Below are 23785 nucleotides of genomic sequence, written 5' to 3'. Positions count from 1 at the left end.
AACCTATTACCCATAATAAAGATTATCTATTATATAAGAGTAGCGATTCTAACTCACTCATTCTTGAAAAAATGTGTAAAAATCGCCAATTTTGATGCTCAAAAACCCCGTTCCTCAACTTTTTTTAATCAAATATTAATTATTATTATGAGAAAAAAACCAATTTCTGAAACTTTTGTCTCTATTAAATTTTAATTATAGTATAAACAAATAGTTAATATGAGATATTAGCTTCATTAATAAATATAGACTGAGTTATTAAAAGATTGACTTATAAGTAATATTTATTTGACCAAAAACCTATTTTTAATTACCTTCACACCTATTATGGGATTAATGCCTATATCTTCTCAAAAAATAATAACGATGAATTAGAGGCAATGATATGTTATATAACCAGCATCATGAGAAAGATAACTGCGGATTTGGTTTAATCGCTCATATTGAAGGGCAACCAAGTCACAAAGTGGTGCGTACTGCAATCCACGGACTTGCTCGAATGCAACACCGTGGTGCCATTTTATCCGATGGTAAAACGGGCGATGGCTGCGGGCTTTTAATGCAAAAACCAGATCGATTTTTTAGAGTTGTCGCAGAAGATGCCGGATGGCGTTTGGCAACAAACTATGCTGTAGGCATGCTATTTTTAAGCCAAGATGAAGCCGAAGCCCAAGCAAGCCGTGATATTGTAGAAGAAGAGCTAGCCGAAGAAACTCTATCTATTTTAGGTTGGCGTGAAGTACCAATTGATAAAAGCGTTCTGGGTGAAATTGCCCTGTCATCACTGCCAAGAATCGAACAAGTTTTTGTTAATGCCCCTGCTGGATGGACAAAAATTGATTTAGAGCGTCGTTTATATATGGTACGACGCCGCATAGAAAAACGTGTGCAAGATGATACGTTTTACGTATGTAGTTTTTCAAATCAGGTCAATATCTATAAAGGCTTATGTATGCCTAAAGATTTACCTAGATTCTATTTAGATTTGGCTGATATTCGTATGGAAACAGCAATTTGTTTATTCCATCAGCGTTTTTCAACCAATACCGTACCGCGTTGGCCACTTGCTCAACCATTTAGACATTTAGCCCACAATGGTGAAATTAATACTATCGAGGGTAATCGGCAATGGGCTAAAGCGCGATCTTACAAATTCAAAACGCCACTTATACCAGATTTACAAGATGCCGCGCCGTTCGTTAATGTTACGGGCTCGGATTCAAGCTCGCTAGATAATATGCTTGAATTATTCTTAGTAGGCGGTATGGATATTGTTCGTGCTATGCGTTTACTTGTGCCTCCTGCATGGCAAAACAATCCGGATATGAATGAAGATCTACGTGCTTTTTTTGATTTCAACTCTATGCATATGGAACCGTGGGACGGCCCTGCAGGTATCGTTATGTCCGATGGACGTTATGCCGCTTGTAACTTAGATCGTAATGGCCTTCGCCCTGCACGTTATGTGATTACCACTGACAAACTAATTACTTGTGCATCCGAAATTGGTATTTGGGATTATCAACCAGATGAAGTAGTGACCAAAGGACGTGTTGGCCCGGGTGAATTACTAGTGATTGATACTGAAGAAGGTCGCATTTTACAATCGTCAGAAACGGATAACGATTTACAAAAACGTCATCCGTACAAAGAATGGATGGCTAAGAATGTAAAACGGCTGATTCCATTTGAAGATCTTCCTGATGATGATATCGGCTCTCGTGATTATGACCATACTTTACTAGCTACTTACCAAAAGCAATTTGGTTATAGCAGTGAAGAACTTGACCAGTGTATTCGAGTTTTAGGTGAAAATGGTCAAGAAGCAACAGGCTCTATGGGCGATGATACGCCATTTGCGGTATTATCAAGTCGTCCTCGCTTAATTTATGATTACTTCCGACAAAAATTTGCTCAGGTAACTAATCCACCTATCGACCCATTGCGTGAAGCACACGTGATGTCACTATCAACGAGCATTGGTCGTGAAATGAATGTGTTTGCTGAAGCTGAAGGTCAAGCTCATCGAGTTGCTTTTAAATACCCGGTATTAGTTCATTCGGATTTTAAACAATTAACGACCTTAGAATCACGCTACTACAAATCTGAAACGCTTGACATCACTTATGAAATTGATGGTAGCTTACGTGATGCAATTGAACAATTATGTGGTGATGCCGAAGCAAAAGTACGTGAAGGAACTGTACTACTAATCCTATCTGATAAAAATATAGCGCCAGATCGCTTACCTATTCCAGCCCCAATGGCTGTTGGCGCAGTGCAACAACGTCTAGTTGAAAAAAATCTACGCTGTGATGCCAATATCATTGTTGAAACCGCAAGCTGTCGAGATCCGCATCAGTTTGCAGTCTTGCTAGGGTTTGGCGCAACTGCAATCTATCCATATTTAGCTTATGAAACTTTAGCGCAAATGGTCGATAATGGTACGATGAATAAATCTTACCGTGAAGCGATTATTAATTACCGTAATGGTATTAATAAAGGCTTATATAAGATTATGTCAAAAATGGGGATTTCAACAGTCGCTTCTTACCGTTGCTCTAAACTATTTGAAGCAGTTGGTCTCCATGAAGAAGTCGTTGAGCTATGCTTCCAAGGTGTAACTAGCCGTATCAGTGGTGCCAATTTTGAGGACTTTGCTCAAGATCAGTTTAATTTATCTAAAAAAGCATGGTTACGACGTAAACCATTAGAACAAGGTGGATTACTCAAATTTGTTTATGGTGGTGAATACCACGCTTATAATCCAGATGTGGTGCAATCACTACAAAAAGCAGTTAATGAAGGTAATTATGAAGATTATCAACGTTATGCGGATATTGTAAATAATCGACCACCAGCAACTCTGCGAGATTTATTAAAACTAAATCCTCCTGAAAACGCGGCTATTTCGCTTGATGAAGTTGAACCAGAATCATCATTGTTTAAACGCTTTGACTCCGCTGCCATGTCAATCGGTGCCTTAAGCCCAGAGGCGCATGAATCATTAGCTGAAGCAATGAATACATTAGGTGGTTTTTCTAATTCTGGTGAGGGTGGAGAAGATCCCGCTCGTTACAACACGATAAAAGTATCACGTATCAAACAAGTGGCTTCTGGTCGATTTGGTGTTACACCAGGTTACTTAATGAGTGCCGATGTTATTCAAATCAAAGTAGCCCAAGGCGCAAAACCAGGTGAGGGAGGACAATTACCTGGTGATAAAGTCACCCCTTATATTGCAAAATTACGTTTTTCTGTGCCGGGAGTGACATTAATATCACCTCCTCCACACCACGATATTTATTCAATTGAAGATTTAGCTCAATTGATTTTTGACTTGAAACAGATTAATCCAACTGCAATGATTTCGGTTAAATTAGTCTCTGAACCGGGAGTAGGCACTATCGCAACAGGGGTTGCTAAAGCATATGCAGATTTAATCACCATTTCAGGTTATGACGGTGGTACTGGTGCCAGCCCATTAACATCAGTTAAATATGCGGGTTCCCCTTGGGAGCTTGGCTTGGTTGAAACCCAGCAATCATTAGTTGCTAATGGGTTACGTCATAAAATTCGTTTGCAAGTTGATGGTGGATTAAAAACCGGGGCAGATATTGTAAAAGCTGCAATTCTAGGCGCTGAAAGTTTTGGTTTTGGTACTGGGCCAATGGTTGCATTGGGTTGTAAATACCTCCGTATTTGTCACCTAAATAACTGTGCAACCGGCGTGGCCACTCAAGACGAAAAATTACGTAGCGAACATTATCATGGATTGCCAGAAAAAGCGATGAACTACTTCCGTTTTCTTGCGCGTAATACTCGAGAAGTTATGGCTGAACTTGGTGTTAGACAAATTGTTGATTTAATTGGTCGTACTGATCTGCTTATTGAACTAGATGGTATTACTGCAAAACAGCAAAAACTGGATTTATCAAGTTTACTTAAAACAGCATCACCTATTGAAGGCAAACCAGTTCATTGTATTGAAGATAACAAACCATTTGATAAAGGTGTGCTTAATAAAGAGATCATAACTCAAGCACAAGATGCGGTTGATAATCGTCAAACTAAAAGTTTCTACTTTGACATTCAAAATACAGATCGCTCTGTTGGTACCACTTTATCCGGTTATATTGCTAAAAAATATGGCGATCAAGGCTTGGTTACCTCCCCTATTTCATTGAACTTCAATGGTACTGCAGGTCAAAGTTTTGGCGTTTGGAATGCTGGTGGTGTGGATTTAACCCTTACAGGGGATGCTAATGACTATGTTGGTAAAGGCATGGCTGGAGGTCGCATTGTCATTCGTCCACCACAAGGTTCTGCATTTTTGAGCCATGAAGCAACCATTGCTGGTAATACCTGTTTATATGGCGCAACTGGCGGTAAATTATTTGCTGCTGGTCGAGCGGGTGAGCGTTTTGCTGTGCGTAACTCTGGAGCCATAAGTGTGGTTGAAGGCATTGGTGATAATGGTTGTGAATATATGACGGGCGGAATTGTCTGTGTTTTAGGAAAAACTGGCGTAAACTTCGGTGCTGGTATGACTGGTGGTTTTGCTTATATTTTAGATACCGATGGTGATTTGCATAAGCGTATTAATAAAGAGTTGGTGGAAATGTTAAATGTGGCTGACTACTCGATTCATGAAGAACATTTACGTGGTTTAATCATGGAACACGCACAGCTTACTCACTCATCTTGGGCAGAAGAGATATTAGCTAATTGGGAAGATTTTGCGAAACAATTTGTTTTAGTTAAACCAAAATCTAGTGATGTTAAAGCGTTATTAGGTCACCGTAGTCGCTCTTCAGCAGAGCTACGTGTGCAAGCACAGTAAGGAGAAAACACGATATGAGTCAAAATGTTTATCAGTTTATCGATTTACAACGTGTTGATCCGCCTAAAAAATCGCTAAACGTCCGTAAAATTGAGTTTGTTGAAATTTATGAAGGCTTTTCAGCCTCGCAATCTCAAGCACAAGCAGATCGTTGTCTGGCTTGTGGTAATCCTTATTGTGAATGGCGCTGTCCAGTACATAACTATATTCCTAATTGGTTAAAATTAATTAATGAAGGAAAGATTTTAGAGGCGGTTGAGCTATCTCACCAAACCAATAGCCTACCAGAGGTGTGCGGTCGAGTTTGTCCGCAAGATCGTCTTTGTGAAGGTTCCTGTACTTTAAATGCTGAATTTGGAGCCGTAACTATTGGCAGTATTGAACGTTATATTACTGATGAAGCCTTTAAAATGGGATGGAAACCAAATCTATCTAACGTTGAAAAAACTGGACTAAGAGTCGCAATTATTGGTGCAGGCCCTGCTGGATTAGCTTGCGCTGATGTCTTAGTACGTAATGGTGTTACACCAGTTGTTTTTGATCGTCATCCGGAAATTGGGGGCCTATTAACTTTTGGTATTCCTGCTTTCAAATTAGATAAAGAAGTCTTAATTCACCGCAGACATGTCTTTACCGAAATGGGAATTGAGTTTCGCCTTAATACTGAAGTGGGTAAAACTGTACAATTAGCCGATCTCATCAATGAATTTGATGCAGTTTTTGTTGGTACTGGTACTTATCAATCAATGCGTGCAGGCCTAGAAAATGAAGATGCCGATGGAGTTTATGATGCCCTACCATTTTTAATTGCTAATACCAAACATATTATGCAACACCAACAAACTGATGATGCGCCTTATGTCGATATGAAAAATAAACGCGTCGTGGTATTAGGTGGTGGTGATACAGCAATGGATTGCGTTCGAACGTCTATACGTCAAGGTGCAACTGAAGTGACTTGCGCCTATCGCCGTGATGAAGCTAATATGCCGGGTTCTAAACGCGAGGTTAAAAATGCTAAAGAAGAAGGCGCACAATTCCAATTCAATGTACAACCTCTGAGCATCGAAATCAATGATGCCGGTCATGTTACTGGTGTAAAAATGGTAAGAACGGAGCTTGGCGAACCTGATGCAAAAGGACGTCGTTCTCCGGTGATAATTCAAGGATCGGAATTTGTACTTCCGGCAGATGCAGTTGTAATGGCATTTGGCTTTAAACCTCATTCTATGCCGTGGTTAGCCGAACATGGTGTTGATTTTGATGATAGAGGGCGCATAATCGCATCACAAAGCAAAGGTTACCAAACCAGCCATCCAAAAATCTTTGCTGGTGGTGATGCGGTAAGAGGATCGGATTTAGTGGTGACTGCCATTAGCGAAGGTCGCAAAGGGGCAGAAGGGATTTTAGATTACTTAGAAGTATAAAGTGATTAACTAAGTAAACCTTATTTCCATTCCCTACTGAGTGGGAGTAAGGCTTATTACTTAATATTTATTGATCTGCCTAAACCATAACGTTTATTGATTACAACCTAAATATCGTCATTTATCGAGTTGAAATCGCCAATGCATATTCACTTTGATAATTGGCATTAATGACTATTAGCTGATAACATGAAATTGTATCAGCTAATAACCTTTAATTATTGTATTATTTGGTTATAAATAGACAATCTGAGAACCATTTTCAGGATTTTTAGTCGCCTCAGCAAACCCTTCTAAGAAAAAGGCTAGATGATCAGCTTCATCCCCTAAAAGGCGCCCTTTGACTTTATTCCAAGTTAATAACACGATAGCTGCTTGTGGTTCACAACAAATTAACATCGGTTGTTCAAGTTCTTCATTCCAATAAAACTCACCGCCGTATAATTTTTGGGCTGTCAGTAATAAGTAACAACCATACTCTTGAGCAATCATATTAAGCTGTTCTTCAGGGATACTAAAATTTTTATCAGCTAATTCACCAATAATAATTTCAACAACAGAAATACTTTTTTCGGAATAATCGAGCTGGTTAATACTCCACGTTGGGCTATGTAAAATGGCATTTTGTGCCCATGCTTCGATTTCTTGATATAATTCATTTTTTTGTTCAGTCATTTTGATTTACTTCGCTAGATAATTGTTCAGATTGTTTGACAATTTGCCATGCATCTTCCATTTCTTCAAGTGTTGCATCAATTAAATTTTGATTTTTTTGTTTAAGTAATAATTCTACCTGCTTAAAACGCCTTATAAACTTGTTATTGGCATTTTGTAAACATAACTCAGATTTAACTTTTAAATGTCTGGCTAAGTTAACGGTGGCAAAAAATAAGTCGCCAAGCTCTTCTTCAATTTTGGATTGATCTTGTGCGGTTTTATTCAATTCCTCTTCCACTTCGCTAAGCTCTTCTTTAACTTTATCAATAACAGGTTTTAACTCTACCCAATCAAATCCAACTGATGCACAGCGTTTTTGTATTTTTTCAGCTTTCATTAATGCTGGAATGGCGGTGGGAATATCATCTAATAGTGAATATTGTGCTCGTTTATCACGTTCTTGTTGCTTAAGTTGTTCCCAATTTGGCTTAACAGTAGTATCATTTGAAAAGACATGGGGATGACGACTAATCAGCTTATCAGCAACAGAGAGGCAGATATCATCAAAATTAAATAAACCTTGTTCATTTGCTAAGTCAGCATAAAAAACAATCTGAAACAGTAGATCACCCAGTTCATTTTTAAGTTCAGCCATATCTTTTTTTTCTATGGCATCTAAGACTTCATAAGTTTCTTCTAGAGTATATGATTTTAATGATTCAAAAGTTTGCTTACTGTCCCATTCGCAACCTTTAATTGGATTACGTAATTGTTTAGTAATAGCTTGTAAACGTTCTAATTGGTTCACGATATTTCTCACAAAGTAGTAATTGTTAAATAACATTGTATCAAAACAAAATAGTAATGTTTTAATAACTAAATAGTAAGCATCCAAAATTTAATAAAAATATTTCCATTTAAAAACAATGGATAAAAATTTAAAAACAATAAAATCACACAGATTTACACTCAAAACACACAATTAAGTATATAATACATTTAATTTAAACTTAAAAAACACTAAAAATATGAATAAACTACGAGAACTTACATTTAGAGGTATTATTCTTGGTGCACTGATAACAATGATTTTTACTGCATCAAATGTTTATCTGGGCTTAAAGGTCGGTTTAACTTTTTCATCTGCAATTCCTGCAGCTGTAATTTCTATGGCGATTTTGCGGTTTTTCCCTAATTCAACCATTTTAGAAAATAATATGGTTCAAACGCAAGCTTCTGCTGCAGGGACATTATCTTCAATCATTTTTGTTATTCCGGGCTTATTAATGATGGGATACTGGCATGATTTCCCATTTTGGTTAACCTTTGCTGTATGTTTGGCTGGTGGTATGTTAGGTGTGTTATTTTCTATACCGCTTCGACATGTCATGGTAGTAAAAAGCGATTTACCTTACCCTGAGGGTGTTGCTGCTGCCGAGATATTAAAGGCTGGGTCAAAGGCAGAAGGAAATGACGCTAATGGTGGATTAAAAGATATTTTATTCGGTGGCGTAATTGCTTCTTTAGTCAGTTTATTTACTAATGGATTTAAACTGCTATCTGGAAATACAGCTTATTGGTTCACAGCAGGCAAAGCAATATTTCAAATACCCTTAGGGTTTTCTTTAGCATTATTAAGTGCAGGCTATCTAATTGGTATTATTTCAGGTATTGCAATACTACTTGGGACTATTATTGCTTGGGTATTTGGCATACCGATTTTAACAGTTATCAACGGTTATGATTCAAGTTTACCTTTATCTCAAGTTGCCATGCAAATTTGGGACAACGATATCCGTTTTATTGGTGCAGGAACGATTGCTATTTCAGCTGTTTGGACTTTGCTCTCTTTAATAAAACCAGTTATTGAAGGAGTGAAAATTTCTTTTAAAACTCTACGTTCAGATGTGTCAATAAAAGACACAACAGAACGCGATCTATCCCCTAAATGGATTTTTTCTATTATGGGGATGATGTTAGTCATTTTAGTCGTGACTTTTTATTCATTTATAGCTGATAGTGGCTTATCTACAGGCATAGCTTGGTCATTAGTTGCATGTGCGGTATTGTTTTCTTTTATTATGGGTTTTTTAGTTGCTGCAGCTTGTGGATATATGGCTGGTTTAGTCGGATCATCAGCAAGTCCTATGTCTGGTATTGCAATAGTTGCAGTTATTGCTGTTTCACTTATTTTATTAGGACTAGGTGAAATTAATGGCATGTTATCAACGATTGAAGGATCGAATTTTGCAACAGCATTAGCATTATTTACGACAAGTACTGTTTTAGCAATAGCATGTATATCAAATGATAATTTGCAAGATTTAAAAACAGGCTATCTAGTCAATGCAACACCATGGAAGCAACAAGTTGCTTTATTAATTGGTTGCTTTGTGGGTGCTTTAGTTATAGCTCCTATTCTAGAAACCTTATATCACGCTTACGGATTTACAGGTGCTGTTCCTCGCAGTGATATGGATCTTTCTCAAGTTTTAGCTGCTCCTCAAGCATCTTTAATGACAACTATTGCACAAGGTATTTTTTCGCATAAACTTGATTGGACAATGATTTTTATTGGCCTAGTATTAGGGGGAATAATTATCATCACTGATTTAATTTTTGCTAAAAATAACTCAAAATTTAGATTACCAGCTCTTGCTGTCGGATTAGGCATTTATTTACCACCAAGTGTCACTACACCGATTTTTGTTGGCACATTACTATCTTGGATTATAAAACGTTATACTTATGCTAACGCAAAGAAAAATAATGTTGATCCAGAAATACAATTTAAAAAAGTGGATAGCAAAGCAGCATTAATTGCATCTGGCTTAATAGTTGGTGAAAGTTTAATTGGCGTTATATTAGCGGTAGTAATTGTGATAAGTATTACTAATGGAGGAAGTGATGCCCCATTGGCAATATTTAAAAACTTAGGTGATTTACCACAATACCTAGGATTATTGGTATTTATCCTTATCTGTTGGCTTTTTATTCGCAGAGCTTTGTCGGCAATAAAAAGTAAAATTTAAGTGATATTAATATTTAGGCAATTATTACATTAATTATTAAATATGATTTTTATTCAACATATTAATAAATAATCTTATTTTATCATTTTCCGCATTGTTTACCGTATCAATCATAAATATTCGATTCAAATGCAATGCGGATAAATCACCGGTAAAACGTATTGCATAAAGTTCTTTTTTTGTTAGCATAGCTTTTTTTTAGAGTAATAGATGGCAATATTATGATTGTTTTTGATTCTATCCAAATTCGTCGTGGTGTTAATCTGCTTTTAGATAACGCTTCAGCAACAATTAATCCTAAACAAAAAGTTGGATTAGTAGGTAAAAATGGTTGTGGTAAATCCACCCTTTTTTCATTAATTAAAGGCGAAATTCACTCTGATGCTGGAAGTGTATCAATACCTACACAATGGCAGCTTGCTTGGGTTAATCAAGAAACACCTGCTTTAGATGTTCCAGCTATTGAATACGCTATTGATGGGGATCGAGAATATCGCCAATTAGAACAAAAACTAACGATTGCTAATCAAGCAAATAATGGTGAGCAAATTGCGATTATTCACGAACAACTCGATACCATTGATGCTTGGACAATACGGGCAAGAGCCGCAACACTATTACATGGTTTAGGATTTTCTAACGAACAACTCAATTTACCGGTTAAATCCTACTCGGGCGGTTGGCGGATGAGACTAAATTTGGCGCAAGCGTTAATGTGCCGTTCTGATTTACTGCTGCTTGACGAACCAACTAACCACCTTGACTTAGATGCAGTGATTTGGCTTGAAAAATGGTTGAGTAATTATCAGGGAACGCTTATTTTAATCTCTCATGACCGAGACTTTTTAGATCCACTTGTTAATAAAATTATTCATATTGAACAAAAAAGTTTATTTGAATATACCGGAAACTATTCTTCATTCGAAAACCAACGTATAACTAAATTGGCACAACAACAATCATTATACGAAAGTCAGCAACAAAAAGTCGCCCATCTGCAAAGCTATATTGATCGCTTTAGAGCAAAAGCAACCAAAGCAAAACAGGCTCAAAGCCGAATTAAAATGTTAGAAAAAATGGAGCTTATTGCACCGGCACATGTGGATAATCCTTTCCATTTCAATTTTAAACCTTCTGAATTTTTACCAAGTCCATTATTGATGATGGATAAGGTGGTTGCTGGTTATGGAGATAAAATCGTCCTTGAAAAAATTAAATTAAATCTTGTTCCCGGTTCGAGAATTGGTTTATTAGGACGGAACGGAGCTGGTAAATCGACTTTAATTAAATTATTAGCGGGAGAATTACAACCTAAAGAAGGTCATATTAATTTAGCCAAAGGTGTTCAATTAGGCTATTTCGCTCAGCATCAGTTAGAGTATTTGCGTGGTGAAGAATCCTCACTTTGGCATTTAACCAAGCTTTCTGATCCTAAAATAACAGAACAAGAATTGCGTAATTACTTAGGTGGTTTTGATTTTCATGACGATAAAGTCAATGAACCTGTAAAAACATTTTCAGGTGGTGAAAAAGCTCGACTAGTTTTAGCATTAATTGTTTGGCAAAAACCAAACCTACTGTTACTTGATGAGCCAACTAACCATTTAGATTTAGATATGCGCCAAGCATTAACTGAAGCGCTTATTGATTTCGAAGGCGCGTTAGTTGTTGTATCGCATGATCGCCACTTACTACGCTCAACAACTGATGAGTTTTATTTAGTTCACGATCACAAAGTTGAACCATTTAATGGTGATCTCGATGATTATCAAAAATGGCTTGCCGACGAACAAAAAGCTGAAAATCAGCCACCGCAACAAGATGATAGTCATAATGACAATAGCAAAAATCTTTCTGCACAAGACCGTAAAGAACAAAAACGCAAAGAGGCCGATCGGCGAGCACAAATGCAACCGCTGAAAAAACAGTTACAAAAAGAGGAACAGACGCTGGAACAGTTAAGTAAGCAATTAAAATTGATTGAAGAGCAATTAGCCGATTCTTCTATTTATGAAGCAGATAAAAAGAGTGAGTTAACACAATTATTGTTACAACAAAGCCAGTTAAAAGGTAAGCAAGAAGAGTCAGAATTGGCATGGTTGGATTTACAACAACAACTTGAAGAGTTTGAATCAGCATAAAAGGATTGGTAAGAATTGAAAAATACCATGGAGTATAAGTCAATTCAGATATCGCCTTATTAATACTGTTCTACATTAATAAGGCAAAAAAAATCACAGAATTTATTCTGTGATTTTTTATATGGGTATTTTGAGATATTAGCTTTTTTCGACTTGGCTAAAATCAAGTTCAACCGGTGTTGAACGACCAAAAATGGATACCGATACTTTTAGGCGACTTTTTTCATAATCAACTTCTTCAACTACACCATTAAAGTCTGCAAACGGTCCTTCATTAACTCGAACAAGTTCACCTGGTTCAAATAGGGTTTTAGGACGTGGTTTATCACCAACTTGTTGTAAACGATTCATGATAGCGTCAACTTCACGCTGGCTGATTGGTGCTGGTCGATCTGAAGTTCCACCGATGAATCCTAAAGTTCTTGGAACACTTTTAACTAGATGCCAAGTCGCATCGTTCATCATCATTTCAACTAAAACATAACCTGGGAAAAATTTACGTTCACTTTTACGGCGTTGACCGCTTTTCATTTCGACAACTTCTTCGGTTGGTACTAAAACTTCACCAAAGGAATCTTCCATATTATGTAATTTAATATATTCACGTAATGATTGTGCAACACGTGCTTCATAGCCAGAATAAGCTTGGATCACATACCAGCGTTTTTGTTGTGTTTCACTCATATTAACGCCCTATTAATGTTAAATAAAAGATGACTGAACGGAATAAAGAATCCATACCCCAAAGAGCTGTACCAACAATAATTGTAATAACAGCTATTAATAAAGTTGTTTGTACTGTTTCTTTACGAGTTGGCCATACAACTTTTCTTAACTCTTTTCGTGATTCTTGCAGAAATGTTATAAATGATTTTCCTTTATTGGTTGTAAATGCAATAAATAAGGTTAAAAGCGAAATGACAACAACCGCAATAATTCGAACAGCTGTATTTGGTTGATATATATCATTAGGCGCAGAGAAATAAGAATTTCCCCAAACAATTAACGCAATTAATACTAGAACCAAAACCCATTTAAACTTGTCTAGAACTGTGCTTGTATCTTGACTCTCGTTACTTACTAGCATATAGAACCTATAATTATGTTATTTATAATATTATCCATTTTCCAAAATGCTCTTTTTAATAAAAACATTTTGCTAAACAGACTAGATAAGAAAGGGCATCAAACGACACCCTTTCTAAATAGTGCTTGCTTAAATTATTTAATAACCTTAGCAACAACACCAGCACCAACAGTACGACCACCTTCACGGATAGCGAAACGTAAGCCGTCTGCCATTGCGATTGGGTGAATTAATGATACTGTCATTTTGATGTTATCACCTGGCATTACCATTTCTACGCCTTCTGGTAATTCAATAGTACCAGTTACGTCAGTTGTACGGAAGTAGAACTGTGGACGGTAGCCTTTGAAGAATGGAGTATGACGACCACCTTCATCTTTGCTTAGGATATATACTTCTGATTCAAAATCTGTATGTGGTGTGATTGAACCTGGTTTTGCTAATACTTGACCACGTTCGATTTCTTCACGTTTTGTACCACGTAGTAATACACCTACGTTCTCACCAGCACGACCTTCGTCTAGTAATTTACGGAACATTTCAACGCCAGTACAAGTTGTTTTTGTTGTTGGTTTGATACCAACGATTTCAACTTCTTCACCAACTTTGATTACACCACGTTCTACACGACCTGTTACCACTGTACCACGTCCTGAAATTGAGAACACGTCTTCAATTGGAAGTAGGAATGGTTTATCGATATCACGCTCTGGTTCCGGAATATAGCTGTCTAAAGCTTCAGCTAATTCAACAATTTTTTCTTCCCATGCTGCATCGCCTTCTAACGCTTTTAACGCTGAACCACGAATTACTGGAGTGTCATCACCTGGGAAATCGTATTGAGATAGAAGTTCTCGTACTTCCATTTCAACTAATTCTAATAATTCTTCATCATCAACCATATCGCATTTATTTAAGAATACGATGATGTAAGGAACACCTACCTGACGACCTAAAAGGATGTGCTCACGAGTTTGTGGCATAGGACCATCAGTTGCTGCTACTACTAAAATAGCACCGTCCATTTGTGCCGCACCAGTGATCATGTTTTTAACATAGTCAGCATGGCCCGGACAGTCTACGTGTGCGTAGTGACGAGTTGGTGTATCGTATTCAACGTGTGAAGTGTTGATGGTGATACCACGTGCTTTTTCTTCTGGTGCATTATCGATTTGATCGAATGCGCGAGCTTGACCGCCGTATTTTTTAGAAAGTACAGAAGTAATAGCTGCTGTTAAAGTTGTTTTACCATGGTCAACGTGGCCGATTGTACCAACGTTAACGTGGGGTTTTGTACGTTCAAATTTTTCTTTAGACATTTATAGTCCCTCAATGTAATACAAATCGGTGGTGAATCACCACATTAACCAAGTATCATATTTAGTTTTAACATAATACTAATTTAAAATTAGCTTTGCATAATAACAGATAAAGCCATCTAGTGACAAGCTTTAAAGCTATTAAATATAATTTTTTAGAAGTTTAGGAAAGTGACAAGAATGGTGCTGATAGGCAGATTTGAACTGCCGACCTCACCCTTACCAAGGGTGCGCTCTACCAACTGAGCTATATCAGCAATTGGAGCGGGCAGCGGGAATCGAACCCGCATCATCAGCTTGGAAGGCTGAGGTAATAGCCATTATACGATGCCCGCATGTTCAAACTCGGCTACCTAAATGCTTCAATTAGCAATTGCTAATGTTAGATAATGGTGGTGGGGGAAGGATTCGAACCTTCGAAGTGTGACACGGCAGATTTACAGTCTGCTCCCTTTGGCCGCTCGGGAACCCCACCCCGAATCATTATAAACTGTTTACTTAGGAAAATGGTGCCGGCTGCCGGAATCGAACTGGCGACCTACTGATTACAAGTCAGTTGCTCTACCTACTGAGCTAAGCCGGCCTAAGTGCTGCGCATTATGGACTAGAACATTTAACCTTGCAAGCAAAAAAAACATTTTTTTTATTGTTTGCTTAAAAAAAAATCAAAAATATAAAAAAAACCTGAAATATAGACTATTTCAGGTTTTTATTTAATCAAAAATAATGTGTTAAATTATTTCTTTTTTGTCGCTTTTTTAGTCGTTGCTTTTTTCTTAGTTGAAGCAACACCTTTAGCTGCTGTATGTACTGCTACATCTTCGCTGATATCACCTTTATCTTGATATGCACGACCGTAATAAGTATCAAGTAGAATTTGTTTCAATTCTGCAATTAAAGGATAACGAGGGTTAGCACCTGTACATTGATCATCAAATGCATCAACTGCAAGTTGGTCAACTTGAGCTAAGAAAGCTTTTTCATCAATACCAAACTCTTTAATAGAGAATGGAATTTCAAGATCTTTTCTTAATTGATCTAACCAACCAATTAATTTCTCAACTTTCTTCTCGTCTTTGTCTGATGCAGCAGTTAAGCCTAAGTGGTCAGCAATTTCAGCATAACGTCTAACGGCTTGAGGATAACCATATTGGCTAAACGTACCTTGTTTAGTTGGTTTATCTGTTGCATTGAAGCGAACAACATTACTAATCAGCATTGCATTTGCCACACCATGAGGGATATGGAATGCAGCACCAATTTTATGCGCCATTGAGTGACAAACACCTAAAAATGCTTGAGCAAATGCAACACCAGCTAACGTTGCAGCACTATGCACTTTTTCACGAGCAACTGGGTTTTTAGCCCCTTCTTTATAGCTTGTAGGTAGATATGCTTTCAATATGCTCAATGCTTGTAATGCTTGTCCATCAGAGAACTCGCTTGCCATAATTGACACATAAGCTTCTAAGGCATGAGTTACCGCATCATAACCACCTGCAGCACAAAGTGATTTAGGCATATTCATTACTAAGTTAGCATCAACAATTGCCATATTTGGTGTAATTGCATAATCAGCTAATGGATATTTTTGGCCAGTTGCATCATCTGTTACTACCGCAAACGGTGTAACTTCAGAACCAGTACCAGAAGTAGTTGTCACACAAATTAATTTGGCTTTTTTACCCATATTAGGGAAATGACAAGTACGTTTACGGATATCCATAAAGCGCAATGCTAATTCATCAAATTTTGTTTCTGGATGTTCATAAAGTACCCACATAATTTTTGCGGCATCCATTGGAGAACCACCACCTAAAGCAATAACAGTATCCGGTTGGAATGCTATCATTGAGTCAGTACCTTTACGAACAACACTTAATGTTGGGTCTGCTTCAACATCAAAGAAAGTTTCACAAATTACGCCACGTTCTTCAAGTTGATCGGTAATTTGTTTAGAGTAACCATTGTTAAATAAGAATTTATCGGTTACTAAAAATACGCGTTTGGCACCTTGTTCAATTACTTCATTTAAAGCAACTGGAAGTGAGCCACGTTTAAAATAGATAGAACTTGGTAATTTGTGCCATAACATGTTTTCTGCTCTCTTAGCGATTGTTTTCTTGTTGATTAAGTGTTTCGGACCGACATTTTCTGAGACCGAGTTACCCCCCCAAGAACCACATCCTAGTGTTAAAGATGGCGCTAAATCAAAGTTATATAAATCACCAATACCACCATGAGCAGCTGGTTGATTAATTAAAATACGACATGTTTTCATTTTACTACCAAAGTAAGCAATACGATCACGATTGCTATCTTGGTCAGTATAAAGCACAGAGGTATGACCCATACCGCCCATTTCAACTAATTTTTCAGCTTTATCTACTGCTTCATTAAAGTCTTTAGCTTTAAACATAGCTAAAGTTGGAGAAAGTTTTTCATGAGCAAATGGTTCCGATAAGTCAACTTTACTCACTTCACCAACAAGCACTTTTGCACCTGCAGGCGCTTTAAATCCAGCTAATTCAGCAATTTTAGTTGCTGGTTGACCAACGATATTAGCATTTAAGGCTCCTTTATCATTTAAGATAATACCTTGTACTGCTTTGGTTTCCTTAGCATTTAAAATATAAGCGCCATATTGTTTTAATAAATTACGAACTTCGTCATAAACAGAATCAACAACCACAATAGCTTGTTCTGAGGCACAAATCATACCGTTATCAAATGTTTTAGACATCAACACTGATGCAACGGCACGTTTTAAGTCAGCTGTTTCATCAATTATTACAGGAGTATTACCTGCTCCAACACCTAATGCTGGTTTACCAGAACTATAAGCTGCTTTAACCATACCTGGACCACCAGTAGCTAAGATAGCAGACACATTATCATGATGCATCAATGCATTAGATAATTCGATAGATGGTTCATCAATCCAACCAATAATATCTTTTGGAGCACCAGCTTTAATTGCAGCATTTAGCACAATTCGAGCAGCTTCAATGGTAGATTTTTTAGCGCGAGGATGAGGTGAAAATACGATAGCATTACGAGTTTTTAAACTAATTAGTGATTTAAAAATCGCTGTTGATGTTGGGTTTGTAGTTGGAACGATACCACAAATAATCCCTAATGGTTCAGCTACAGTGATAGTGCCATATGGCTCATTTTCAGCAACAACACCACAAGTCTTATCATTGCGATATTTATTAAGAATATACTCAGCAGCAAATAGGTTTTTGATAACTTTATCTTCAACAATTCCCATTCCTGATTCAGCAACAGCTTGCTGTGCAAGAGGGATTCGAGCTGCGGCTGCAGCTGTTGCTGCTGCTACGAAGATTTTATCAACTTGCTCTTGAGTATAAGTAGAATAAGTTTCTTGAGCTTTTTTCACTCGAGTCATTAACTCATTTAACTCATTCATATTGGTTACTGCCATAGATTTCTCCTTGAAAATTAAAAAATAAACTTGGATCGTTTGGCGTCTTCCTTGAACATATTTATAATAGCAAAACGAAATTGTGGAATATCGTAAATCAGTTTTTTACTTAATACAATAAGATATTTAACAAAAAATGAATGTTCTTTAAAAGAACAAAATTTATTATTACTTTAAGCGAATTAAATTTGAAGATTTTAAGAAAATATAATTAATTAGCTAAAGGAAGCAAAATTGTTTCTTTAGCTAAATTAAATTTAAAATCAAACATTAATTAACTTATCTAATACATAACTCACAGCCACAAAACCAAAAGTCGCTGTCACGGTAGTAATAGCGCCAAATCCGGACTGACAATCCATTTTTTTGCTACCTTCAGCTTGGCTTTTAGTGGAACAAACCTGACCATTTTGAGCTGGATAAGTTAACTGCTCAGTCGAAAAGACGCACGCAATGACATACTTACCTTTGCTATCTTTATTGAGTTTATAATCATTTTTTAAGCGCTCACGCAATTTAGCCGCTAGCGGGTCTTGAACGGTTTTGGCTAAATCAGCAATTTTAATTTTGGTCGGATCTTTTTGCCCGCCTGCGCCACCAATGGTGATAACTTTTAATTTATTTCGCTTGCAGTGTGCTAAAAGCGCAGCTTTATCACGCACGCTATCAATGGCATCAATAATAAAGTTGAAGCGAGGTTTTTGTTTCGACCCTAAATAATTTGCAACATTATCCGGACTAATAAAATCATCGATGACATTGACGATGCATTGTGGATTGATCTGTAAAATTCGTTCAGCCATAACAGCAGTTTTAGCTTTACCAATATTGGTATTTAACGCATGAATTTGCCGATTAGTATTGGTGATACACACATCATCCATATCAATTAAGGTAATTTGCCCAATACCACTACGAGCAAGGGATTCGGCCACCCATGACCCAACACCACCAATACCAATGACACAAATATGAGCTTGTGAAAATTGCGTTAATGCCGCTTCACCATAAAGTCTTGCAATACCGCTAAAACGTTGAAAGTAGGATTCTGATTTCATAATTGATTATCGAAGGTGCTTATCGTCAAACACCCAACACTCCAAAAACTTGTTTACCAATAATAAAGACAATTTGCTTTGCTAACTAATTTATATATAAATAATGTCGATATATTCGTTTTCAAGGACTCAAGTTGCAATATATGCTTTGCAATGCACTTTAAATGTACATCCCGATGATGCGCAACCAGTGGGATATTATTTGTCATTAATTGTATTCGTTTCAATTATTTGTTTTTCCTAAAATATAGCTGGTTAATTATGCTTAATAAAGAGGAAAAGCAAATGCGCAAACCTAAAAAATTACTCAACGATCCTAACAATGTCAGGCAAGAAGTGATGCAAGGCTTAGTATATGGATATAATGGCAAACTCACTGCAATTCCAAACTACTTTGCCGTTTATGGTAATCACATCACAGATGATCAAGTTGTGGTTATTTCCGGTGGCGGTAGCGGTCACGAGCCAACTTTTGCCGGCTTTATCGGTGAAGGCAGCATTGACGGCTGTGCACTTGGCGAAGTGTTTACCTCGCCCTCGCCTGATCAAATAATTGAATTGACCAAAGCCACACATCAAGGTCATGGCGCACTATTTTTATATGGTAACTATTCCGGGGACGGGATGAATTTTGATATTGCTGCCGAAATTTTAGCCGAAGAAAATATTACCACCAAAACCATTCGCGCAACCGATGATATTGCTTCTGCTCCGCTTTCTAAAATCTCAGATCGTCGGGGCGTTGCCGGTATTATGTTTCTTTATAAAATAGCCGGCGCAGCAGCGCAATTGGAAAAATATGATCTTGACCAGCTTTATCAAGTCGTAGCAAAAGCCAATAACAACGTACGCACTATCGGTGTAGCGCTCAATGGTTGCGCATTGCCTCAGTCGAATAACTTTAACTTTGAACTGGCAGATAACGAAATTGAAATTGGTATCGGTATTCATGGTGAAGCCGGTTTACGCCGTCAAACAATGACCTCCACCGACGATGTGGTTAAAGAGATGATAGATAGATTGTGTGACGATCTACCTTTTGTGCGTACCGATCGGGTGTGCGTACTGATTAATAACTTAGGTGCAATGAGTAATACCGAACTTTTAATCATTGCCAGAAAAGTCGGTATTGAACTCGATTCACGAGGCATAATCAGCCATGATATTGCCATTGGCCATTTTTGTACCTCATTGGAAATGTCCGGCTTTTCGATCACCTTAATGAAATTAGATCAGCAGTTACAACACCTTTATGACCTACCTTGCCAAACCTTAGGATGGAGAAAATAGAATGAACTTGTCACAACTACGTAAAATGATGTTATTTGTCGCCGAAAAAATGGTGGAAAGTGAGCCAACATTAACCGCTTTAGATCAAATTGTTGGCGACGGCGATCATGGTATTGGTATGAAGCGAGGATTTGCGACATTGATAGTACTGTTACAAGACAATCAGTTTAAGCCAAATGATATTGGTGATTTTTTCAATCAAGTTGGTACAAAATTAATGACCAGTATGGGCGGGGCTTCCGGTGCAATATTTGGCACTTTATTTAGAGCTGGCGGTAAAAGTATTATTGGTGAGGCAGAATTTAATACCAGCACATTAGCAACACTACTTAATCAAGGTTGGCAAGCCGTCTATCAACGAGGCAATGCTAAACCGGGTGATAAGACCATGGTTGATGCTTTAGCAGCTGCGGCAACCAGCGCAAATGAATTATGCCAATTACCCTTGAAAGAGGCGTTACCTAAAATTGCCCAATCAGCAATGGAAGGCGCAGAGCAAACCAAACAGATGATAGCGGTATTTGGTCGAGCTAAAAACTTAGGTGAACGTGCCATTGGTCATATGGATCCGGGCGCTGTTTCAATGGCTTATATTTTAAAATATATGAATGAATATATTCAGATGTCTTAAAAAAATAAATCCGCTAACAGTGTTGGCGGATTTATTAACTTATTTGTTTCTGTCATTTAGGCGTGACTTTTCCTCTCTTTCATTATCCACCTACCCTATTGTTTAAATTTTATTTGGGAAGGATATGCCCAACTTTGTAACTCTTGCGGCGGGAATCCACCCGGATCTTTACCACCATTAATCAACAATGCGTGATAATAAATCTCTGCCATTTCTTCAATGTAGGCCGCTTTTAATACCGCTTCATAGGGATCTTTATCCACCGCAATGGCGCCATGTTTTTCCATTAAAATGGCATCGGCTCGCTTAATTGGCTCAATGACACTAGTTGACAGTTCCGGCGTACCAGGGCGACCATATGGCGCAACCGGAATCACGCCGTCTTTTAAATTCAAAATAGCACACTCATAAACAACTGCCGGAATGGGCTTTGCTAATACCGCAAATGCCGTTGCAAAAATTGAGTGGGTGTGTGAAACGGCAAACACATCCGGACGAGCCTTATAAATTTCCAAATGCATCAAACATTCACTAGTCGGTCTTAATCCGGATTGCGCTTCAATCACATTAGCATCTAGATCCATAACCACAATATCACGTGCGGTTAATAGTTGTTTATCAATGGTTGTTGGGGTAACTAGCACATAGCCGGTCTGTTTGTCCCGAACACTTGAATTACCTGCTTTATGTTTACAAAGTCCCCATTCACTGGATTTCTTAGCCATATCGACAACATATTGTTTTTGAATCTCTAACATTTTAACACTCCTTTTTAGGCAAAATATTCATTGATAGCGGGCAAATAATTCCCAAATTTCTTGATTATTTTTGGCTTGGCGTAAATGGGTTGAACCGTCATGAAGTTCTAATAACTCATTTAATTGCGCCAATGCTTTAAGATGTTTTTGTGGATTGTTGGTCGCTAGCACTACAATTAAATCGGCTTGCATATAGCCACCAATATCGATTTTGTCGGGTAACCTAAGTAGCGACATGGCAACTTGATTGACACCATCATCAATACCGGCATGCGCAATAATTAACCCTTCAACCAGCATAATGTAGGGCTGTTCAAATTGGATTTTATTGATCATTCGTTCCAGATAATAACGTTCAATAAATTGTCCGTTTAATAGTGGTTTAGCCGCTAATTCCAGTGCCTGTTGCCATGAAATATCGGCTGTTTGGGCAAGGTAGATATGCTCTTTTTGCATTAAATCCGCCAACGAAGGGATCTCTTGTTGGTTGATTCGTAGCGGATTGTCATTGAGTTCATCATTATACAGGTAGGCGGTAAGCTCTTTTTGTAGCGCCTTTCTGTCTTTTATATGGGTGAACTTTTCAACAATTAACATCAGTTCTTCAACTTGGATAATGCTTGGGTCAATCCCTTGTAATGTGCCAATAACTTGATTACGCAATGCGTTTTTATGCAAATTATTTAACGAAGGGTTAACGATAAAGAGCAGTTTATCGGTGGATAAATGTGAGGTTGAAAAAACAATGTCATAATAGTGTTTATACTTTTCAAACTCTCGTTTAGACATGGCATCAGAAAAGTGAAGTTCCGGAAGCAATACCTGTAAAGTCAAATATAAGTAAGTAGAGACTGTGGCGCTATTTTCACAAACAACTATAGCAATTTTCTTTGTTTTAATTTGGTTAATTAGCCCTTCTCGTGTTAACCAGCCGCCTAATAAAACGGTAATAAACGCCACTTCCTCATCCGGCATATTACAATGCAGTATCTTTTCAAACGGCGCTATGGCTTTACGTACCATTTCATGTAAATGCCCGAACTCTTGCAAAACAATATCGTAAACACTGTTGATGTTGGTAATATGGTAACGGATGCGATAATAGGCCGGTTTCCAGTGTTGATAAATACGTTCAATTAATTCACTTTTGTCCTGAAAGGTAATACAGCTGATCTGTTCAAAATTATCGATAACTTCAACTACACTCTCTAATAACACGGCATCGAGATGAAAATATTTGTCTGATAATGCTTGGATATTGGAACTTTGTACCAATACCGTTAAAAAAATCTGCTCATTCAGATCGGTAATGCCAAAGCGTTCAATTAATTTTTTCATTAATTGAAAATCACGACTGTTTGCTACATCGGTATAGTTTTCCGGCAATAACTCTATTTTTTTGTTGGTTTCAATTCGGTGTAGCATAAAACCAATAAAATAGGTTAATTCTTGCAGTTGTTCATCGGTAAAAACAATTTTTAATTTTCGTTCAATTTCACTAAACACTTGTCCGACTTGTTCTAATCGGCCTTGAGTAATAATCTTATTGTGCCGAAAAATTTTATCGGCTATTGGCATATTAATGATGCGATGAATTAACTTTAATAATAAATAGCGCTTATTAATTTCTGTGCCAACAATGCGATAACCATTTTCACGATCATAAGTTACCTGCATATGATATTGATCGAGCAGGGTTTGCACTTTTTTAATGTCATTAATCACCGTATTTTGGCTAACGGTCAGCGCTGAGGAGAGATGAATTAATGACAAGCGCTCAGTTCTGGTTAATAAAAAAAATAGCAGCAGATGCACTCTTTCATCTTCTGAATAGATATATCGACCAATAGAAAGCGAGACGGGTTCGTCTCTAAAGGTTTCAATCACGACTTTAGGAATGCTAAATTTTCCGGTTTTAAATCGTTTAATTAATTCAAGATTTGATGATTCAAGAAAATCATTAATCTTTTTTAAGGTATAACTAAGCTGTTTACGGGTTAACCCAAATTTATTTTGAAGCTCTACGCCACTGACACTTGGATTTTGAATTAATGCATTTAAAACAGCATGAATTCTTTTATCAACAACCATATA

Annotated in this window: 15 protein-coding genes and 4 tRNA genes; 6 read left to right on the top strand and 13 right to left on the bottom strand. The window is 37.4% G+C overall.

From position 1 onward, the window contains the following. The first annotated feature begins 385 nt into the window (after positions 1-385). Together gltB and J3T98_RS05725 are read left to right on the top strand one after the other, a co-directional pair. Positions 386-4843 carry a glutamate synthase large subunit gene (gltB, locus tag J3T98_RS05730; protein ID WP_267362357.1) on the top strand — a complete coding sequence of 1486 codons (4458 nt, stop codon included), beginning with the start codon at positions 386-388 and terminating at the stop codon, positions 4841-4843. A 14-nt stretch (positions 4844-4857) separates the two neighbouring features. Continuing rightward, positions 4858-6270 carry an FAD-dependent oxidoreductase gene (locus J3T98_RS05725; RefSeq protein ID WP_267357085.1) on the top strand — a complete coding sequence of 471 codons (1413 nt, stop codon included), beginning with the start codon at positions 4858-4860 and terminating at the stop codon, positions 6268-6270. 234 nt (positions 6271-6504) lie between these two features. On the opposite strand, the gene J3T98_RS05720 is transcribed toward J3T98_RS05725, so the two are convergent. Beyond that, positions 6505-6945, bottom strand: coding sequence for a hypothetical protein (locus tag J3T98_RS05720; protein WP_065735074.1), 441 nt, complete (start codon positions 6943-6945; stop codon positions 6505-6507). Further along, positions 6938-7735, bottom strand: a complete 798-nt coding sequence (gene mazG, locus J3T98_RS05715) for a nucleoside triphosphate pyrophosphohydrolase (RefSeq protein ID WP_267357083.1) — start codon at positions 7733-7735, stop codon at positions 6938-6940. Before mazG ends, J3T98_RS05720 begins: the two co-directional genes overlap by 8 nt. 220 nt (positions 7736-7955) lie before the next feature. Here mazG and J3T98_RS05710 point away from each other — a divergent pair, with 220 nt between their 5' ends. Both J3T98_RS05710 and J3T98_RS05705 read left to right on the top strand, forming a co-directional pair. Beyond that, a complete protein-coding gene (locus J3T98_RS05710) occupies positions 7956-9959 on the top strand; it encodes an OPT family oligopeptide transporter (protein WP_267352907.1) in 2004 nt (667 codons plus the stop codon). A 221-nt stretch (positions 9960-10180) separates the two neighbouring features. Continuing rightward, positions 10181-12100, top strand: a complete 1920-nt coding sequence (locus J3T98_RS05705; protein ID WP_267357079.1) for an ABC transporter ATP-binding protein — start codon at positions 10181-10183, stop codon at positions 12098-12100. Positions 12101-12238: 138 nt separating this feature from the next. Here J3T98_RS05705 and nusG read toward each other — a convergent pair whose 3' ends face one another. The 9 genes from nusG to tcdA all read right to left on the bottom strand — a co-directional run bounded on the left by nusG (position 12239) and on the right by tcdA (position 19012). After that, positions 12239-12784: a transcription termination/antitermination protein NusG gene (gene nusG, locus J3T98_RS05700; RefSeq protein ID WP_065563741.1), complete on the bottom strand. Its 546-nt coding sequence runs from the start codon at positions 12782-12784 to the stop codon at positions 12239-12241. 1 nt (position 12785) lies between these two features. After that, complete coding sequence (secE, locus tag J3T98_RS05695) at positions 12786-13187, bottom strand: preprotein translocase subunit SecE (RefSeq protein ID WP_267362353.1); 402 nt, start codon at positions 13185-13187, stop codon at positions 12786-12788. A 134-nt stretch (positions 13188-13321) separates the two neighbouring features. Next, positions 13322-14506, bottom strand: a complete 1185-nt coding sequence (gene tuf, locus J3T98_RS05690; RefSeq protein WP_065733704.1) for an elongation factor Tu — start codon at positions 14504-14506, stop codon at positions 13322-13324. Between the two features lie 181 nt (positions 14507-14687). Then, a tRNA-Thr gene (locus J3T98_RS05685) sits at positions 14688-14763 on the bottom strand. Positions 14764-14766: 3 nt separating this feature from the next. Continuing rightward, positions 14767-14841, bottom strand: a tRNA-Gly gene (locus J3T98_RS05680). 55 nt (positions 14842-14896) lie between these two features. Next, positions 14897-14981: transfer RNA gene (locus tag J3T98_RS05675), tRNA-Tyr, on the bottom strand. Positions 14982-15013: 32 nt separating this feature from the next. Beyond that, a tRNA-Thr gene (locus J3T98_RS05670) sits at positions 15014-15089 on the bottom strand. 153 nt (positions 15090-15242) lie between these two features. Next, entirely contained in the window at positions 15243-17954 is a 2712-nt protein-coding gene (gene adhE, locus J3T98_RS05665; protein ID WP_065562060.1) for a bifunctional acetaldehyde-CoA/alcohol dehydrogenase, read from the bottom strand. 263 nt (positions 17955-18217) lie between these two features. Continuing rightward, positions 18218-19012, bottom strand: coding sequence for a tRNA cyclic N6-threonylcarbamoyladenosine(37) synthase TcdA (tcdA, locus tag J3T98_RS05660; RefSeq protein WP_267358181.1), 795 nt, complete (start codon positions 19010-19012; stop codon positions 18218-18220). 285 nt (positions 19013-19297) lie between these two features. Here tcdA and J3T98_RS05655 point away from each other — a divergent pair, with 285 nt between their 5' ends. Both J3T98_RS05655 and dhaL read left to right on the top strand, forming a co-directional pair. Then, positions 19298-20302 carry a dihydroxyacetone kinase subunit DhaK gene (locus tag J3T98_RS05655; RefSeq protein ID WP_267358180.1) on the top strand — a complete coding sequence of 335 codons (1005 nt, stop codon included), beginning with the start codon at positions 19298-19300 and terminating at the stop codon, positions 20300-20302. A 1-nt stretch (position 20303) separates the two neighbouring features. Next, positions 20304-20933, top strand: a complete 630-nt coding sequence (dhaL, locus tag J3T98_RS05650; protein ID WP_267330979.1) for a dihydroxyacetone kinase subunit DhaL — start codon at positions 20304-20306, stop codon at positions 20931-20933. Between the two features lie 95 nt (positions 20934-21028). Here dhaL and J3T98_RS05645 read toward each other — a convergent pair whose 3' ends face one another. Both J3T98_RS05645 and J3T98_RS05640 read right to left on the bottom strand, forming a co-directional pair. Further along, on the bottom strand, positions 21029-21691 hold the full coding sequence (locus tag J3T98_RS05645) for a class II aldolase/adducin family protein (RefSeq protein WP_065562056.1): 663 nt from the start codon (positions 21689-21691) through the stop codon (positions 21029-21031). A 27-nt stretch (positions 21692-21718) separates the two neighbouring features. Further along, positions 21719-23782 carry a BglG family transcription antiterminator gene (locus tag J3T98_RS05640; protein ID WP_267362352.1) on the bottom strand — a complete coding sequence of 688 codons (2064 nt, stop codon included), beginning with the start codon at positions 23780-23782 and terminating at the stop codon, positions 21719-21721. Positions 23783-23785 lie beyond the last annotated feature (3 nt).

It is taken from the genome of Gilliamella sp. B2772 (assembly GCF_026536985.1).
GTDB classification, from domain to species: domain Bacteria; phylum Pseudomonadota; class Gammaproteobacteria; order Enterobacterales; family Orbaceae; genus Gilliamella; species Gilliamella apicola_E.
Note: the sequence above shows the minus strand (reverse complement) of the source record. Positions and strands in the feature narration are given on the sequence as shown.

Coding starts and splice junctions, on each gene's coding strand:
- J3T98_RS05655 (WP_267358180.1), top strand. CDS start 19,298: ATGCGCAAACCTAAAAAATTACTCAACGATCCTAACAATGTCAGGCAA.
- dhaL (WP_267330979.1), top strand. CDS start 20,304: ATGAACTTGTCACAACTACGTAAAATGATGTTATTTGTCGCCGAAAAA.
- J3T98_RS05710 (WP_267352907.1), top strand. CDS start 7,956: ATGAATAAACTACGAGAACTTACATTTAGAGGTATTATTCTTGGTGCA.
- nusG (WP_065563741.1), bottom strand. CDS start 12,784: ATGAGTGAAACACAACAAAAACGCTGGTATGTGATCCAAGCTTATTCT.
- secE (WP_267362353.1), bottom strand. CDS start 13,187: ATGCTAGTAAGTAACGAGAGTCAAGATACAAGCACAGTTCTAGACAAG.
- J3T98_RS05645 (WP_065562056.1), bottom strand. CDS start 21,691: ATGTTAGAGATTCAAAAACAATATGTTGTCGATATGGCTAAGAAATCC.
- J3T98_RS05640 (WP_267362352.1), bottom strand. CDS start 23,782: ATGGTTGTTGATAAAAGAATTCATGCTGTTTTAAATGCATTAATTCAA.
- tuf (WP_065733704.1), bottom strand. CDS start 14,506: ATGTCTAAAGAAAAATTTGAACGTACAAAACCCCACGTTAACGTTGGT.
- J3T98_RS05720 (WP_065735074.1), bottom strand. CDS start 6,945: ATGACTGAACAAAAAAATGAATTATATCAAGAAATCGAAGCATGGGCA.
- J3T98_RS05725 (WP_267357085.1), top strand. CDS start 4,858: ATGAGTCAAAATGTTTATCAGTTTATCGATTTACAACGTGTTGATCCG.
- gltB (WP_267362357.1), top strand. CDS start 386: ATGTTATATAACCAGCATCATGAGAAAGATAACTGCGGATTTGGTTTA.
- J3T98_RS05705 (WP_267357079.1), top strand. CDS start 10,181: ATGATTGTTTTTGATTCTATCCAAATTCGTCGTGGTGTTAATCTGCTT.
- tcdA (WP_267358181.1), bottom strand. CDS start 19,012: ATGAAATCAGAATCCTACTTTCAACGTTTTAGCGGTATTGCAAGACTT.
- adhE (WP_065562060.1), bottom strand. CDS start 17,954: ATGGCAGTAACCAATATGAATGAGTTAAATGAGTTAATGACTCGAGTG.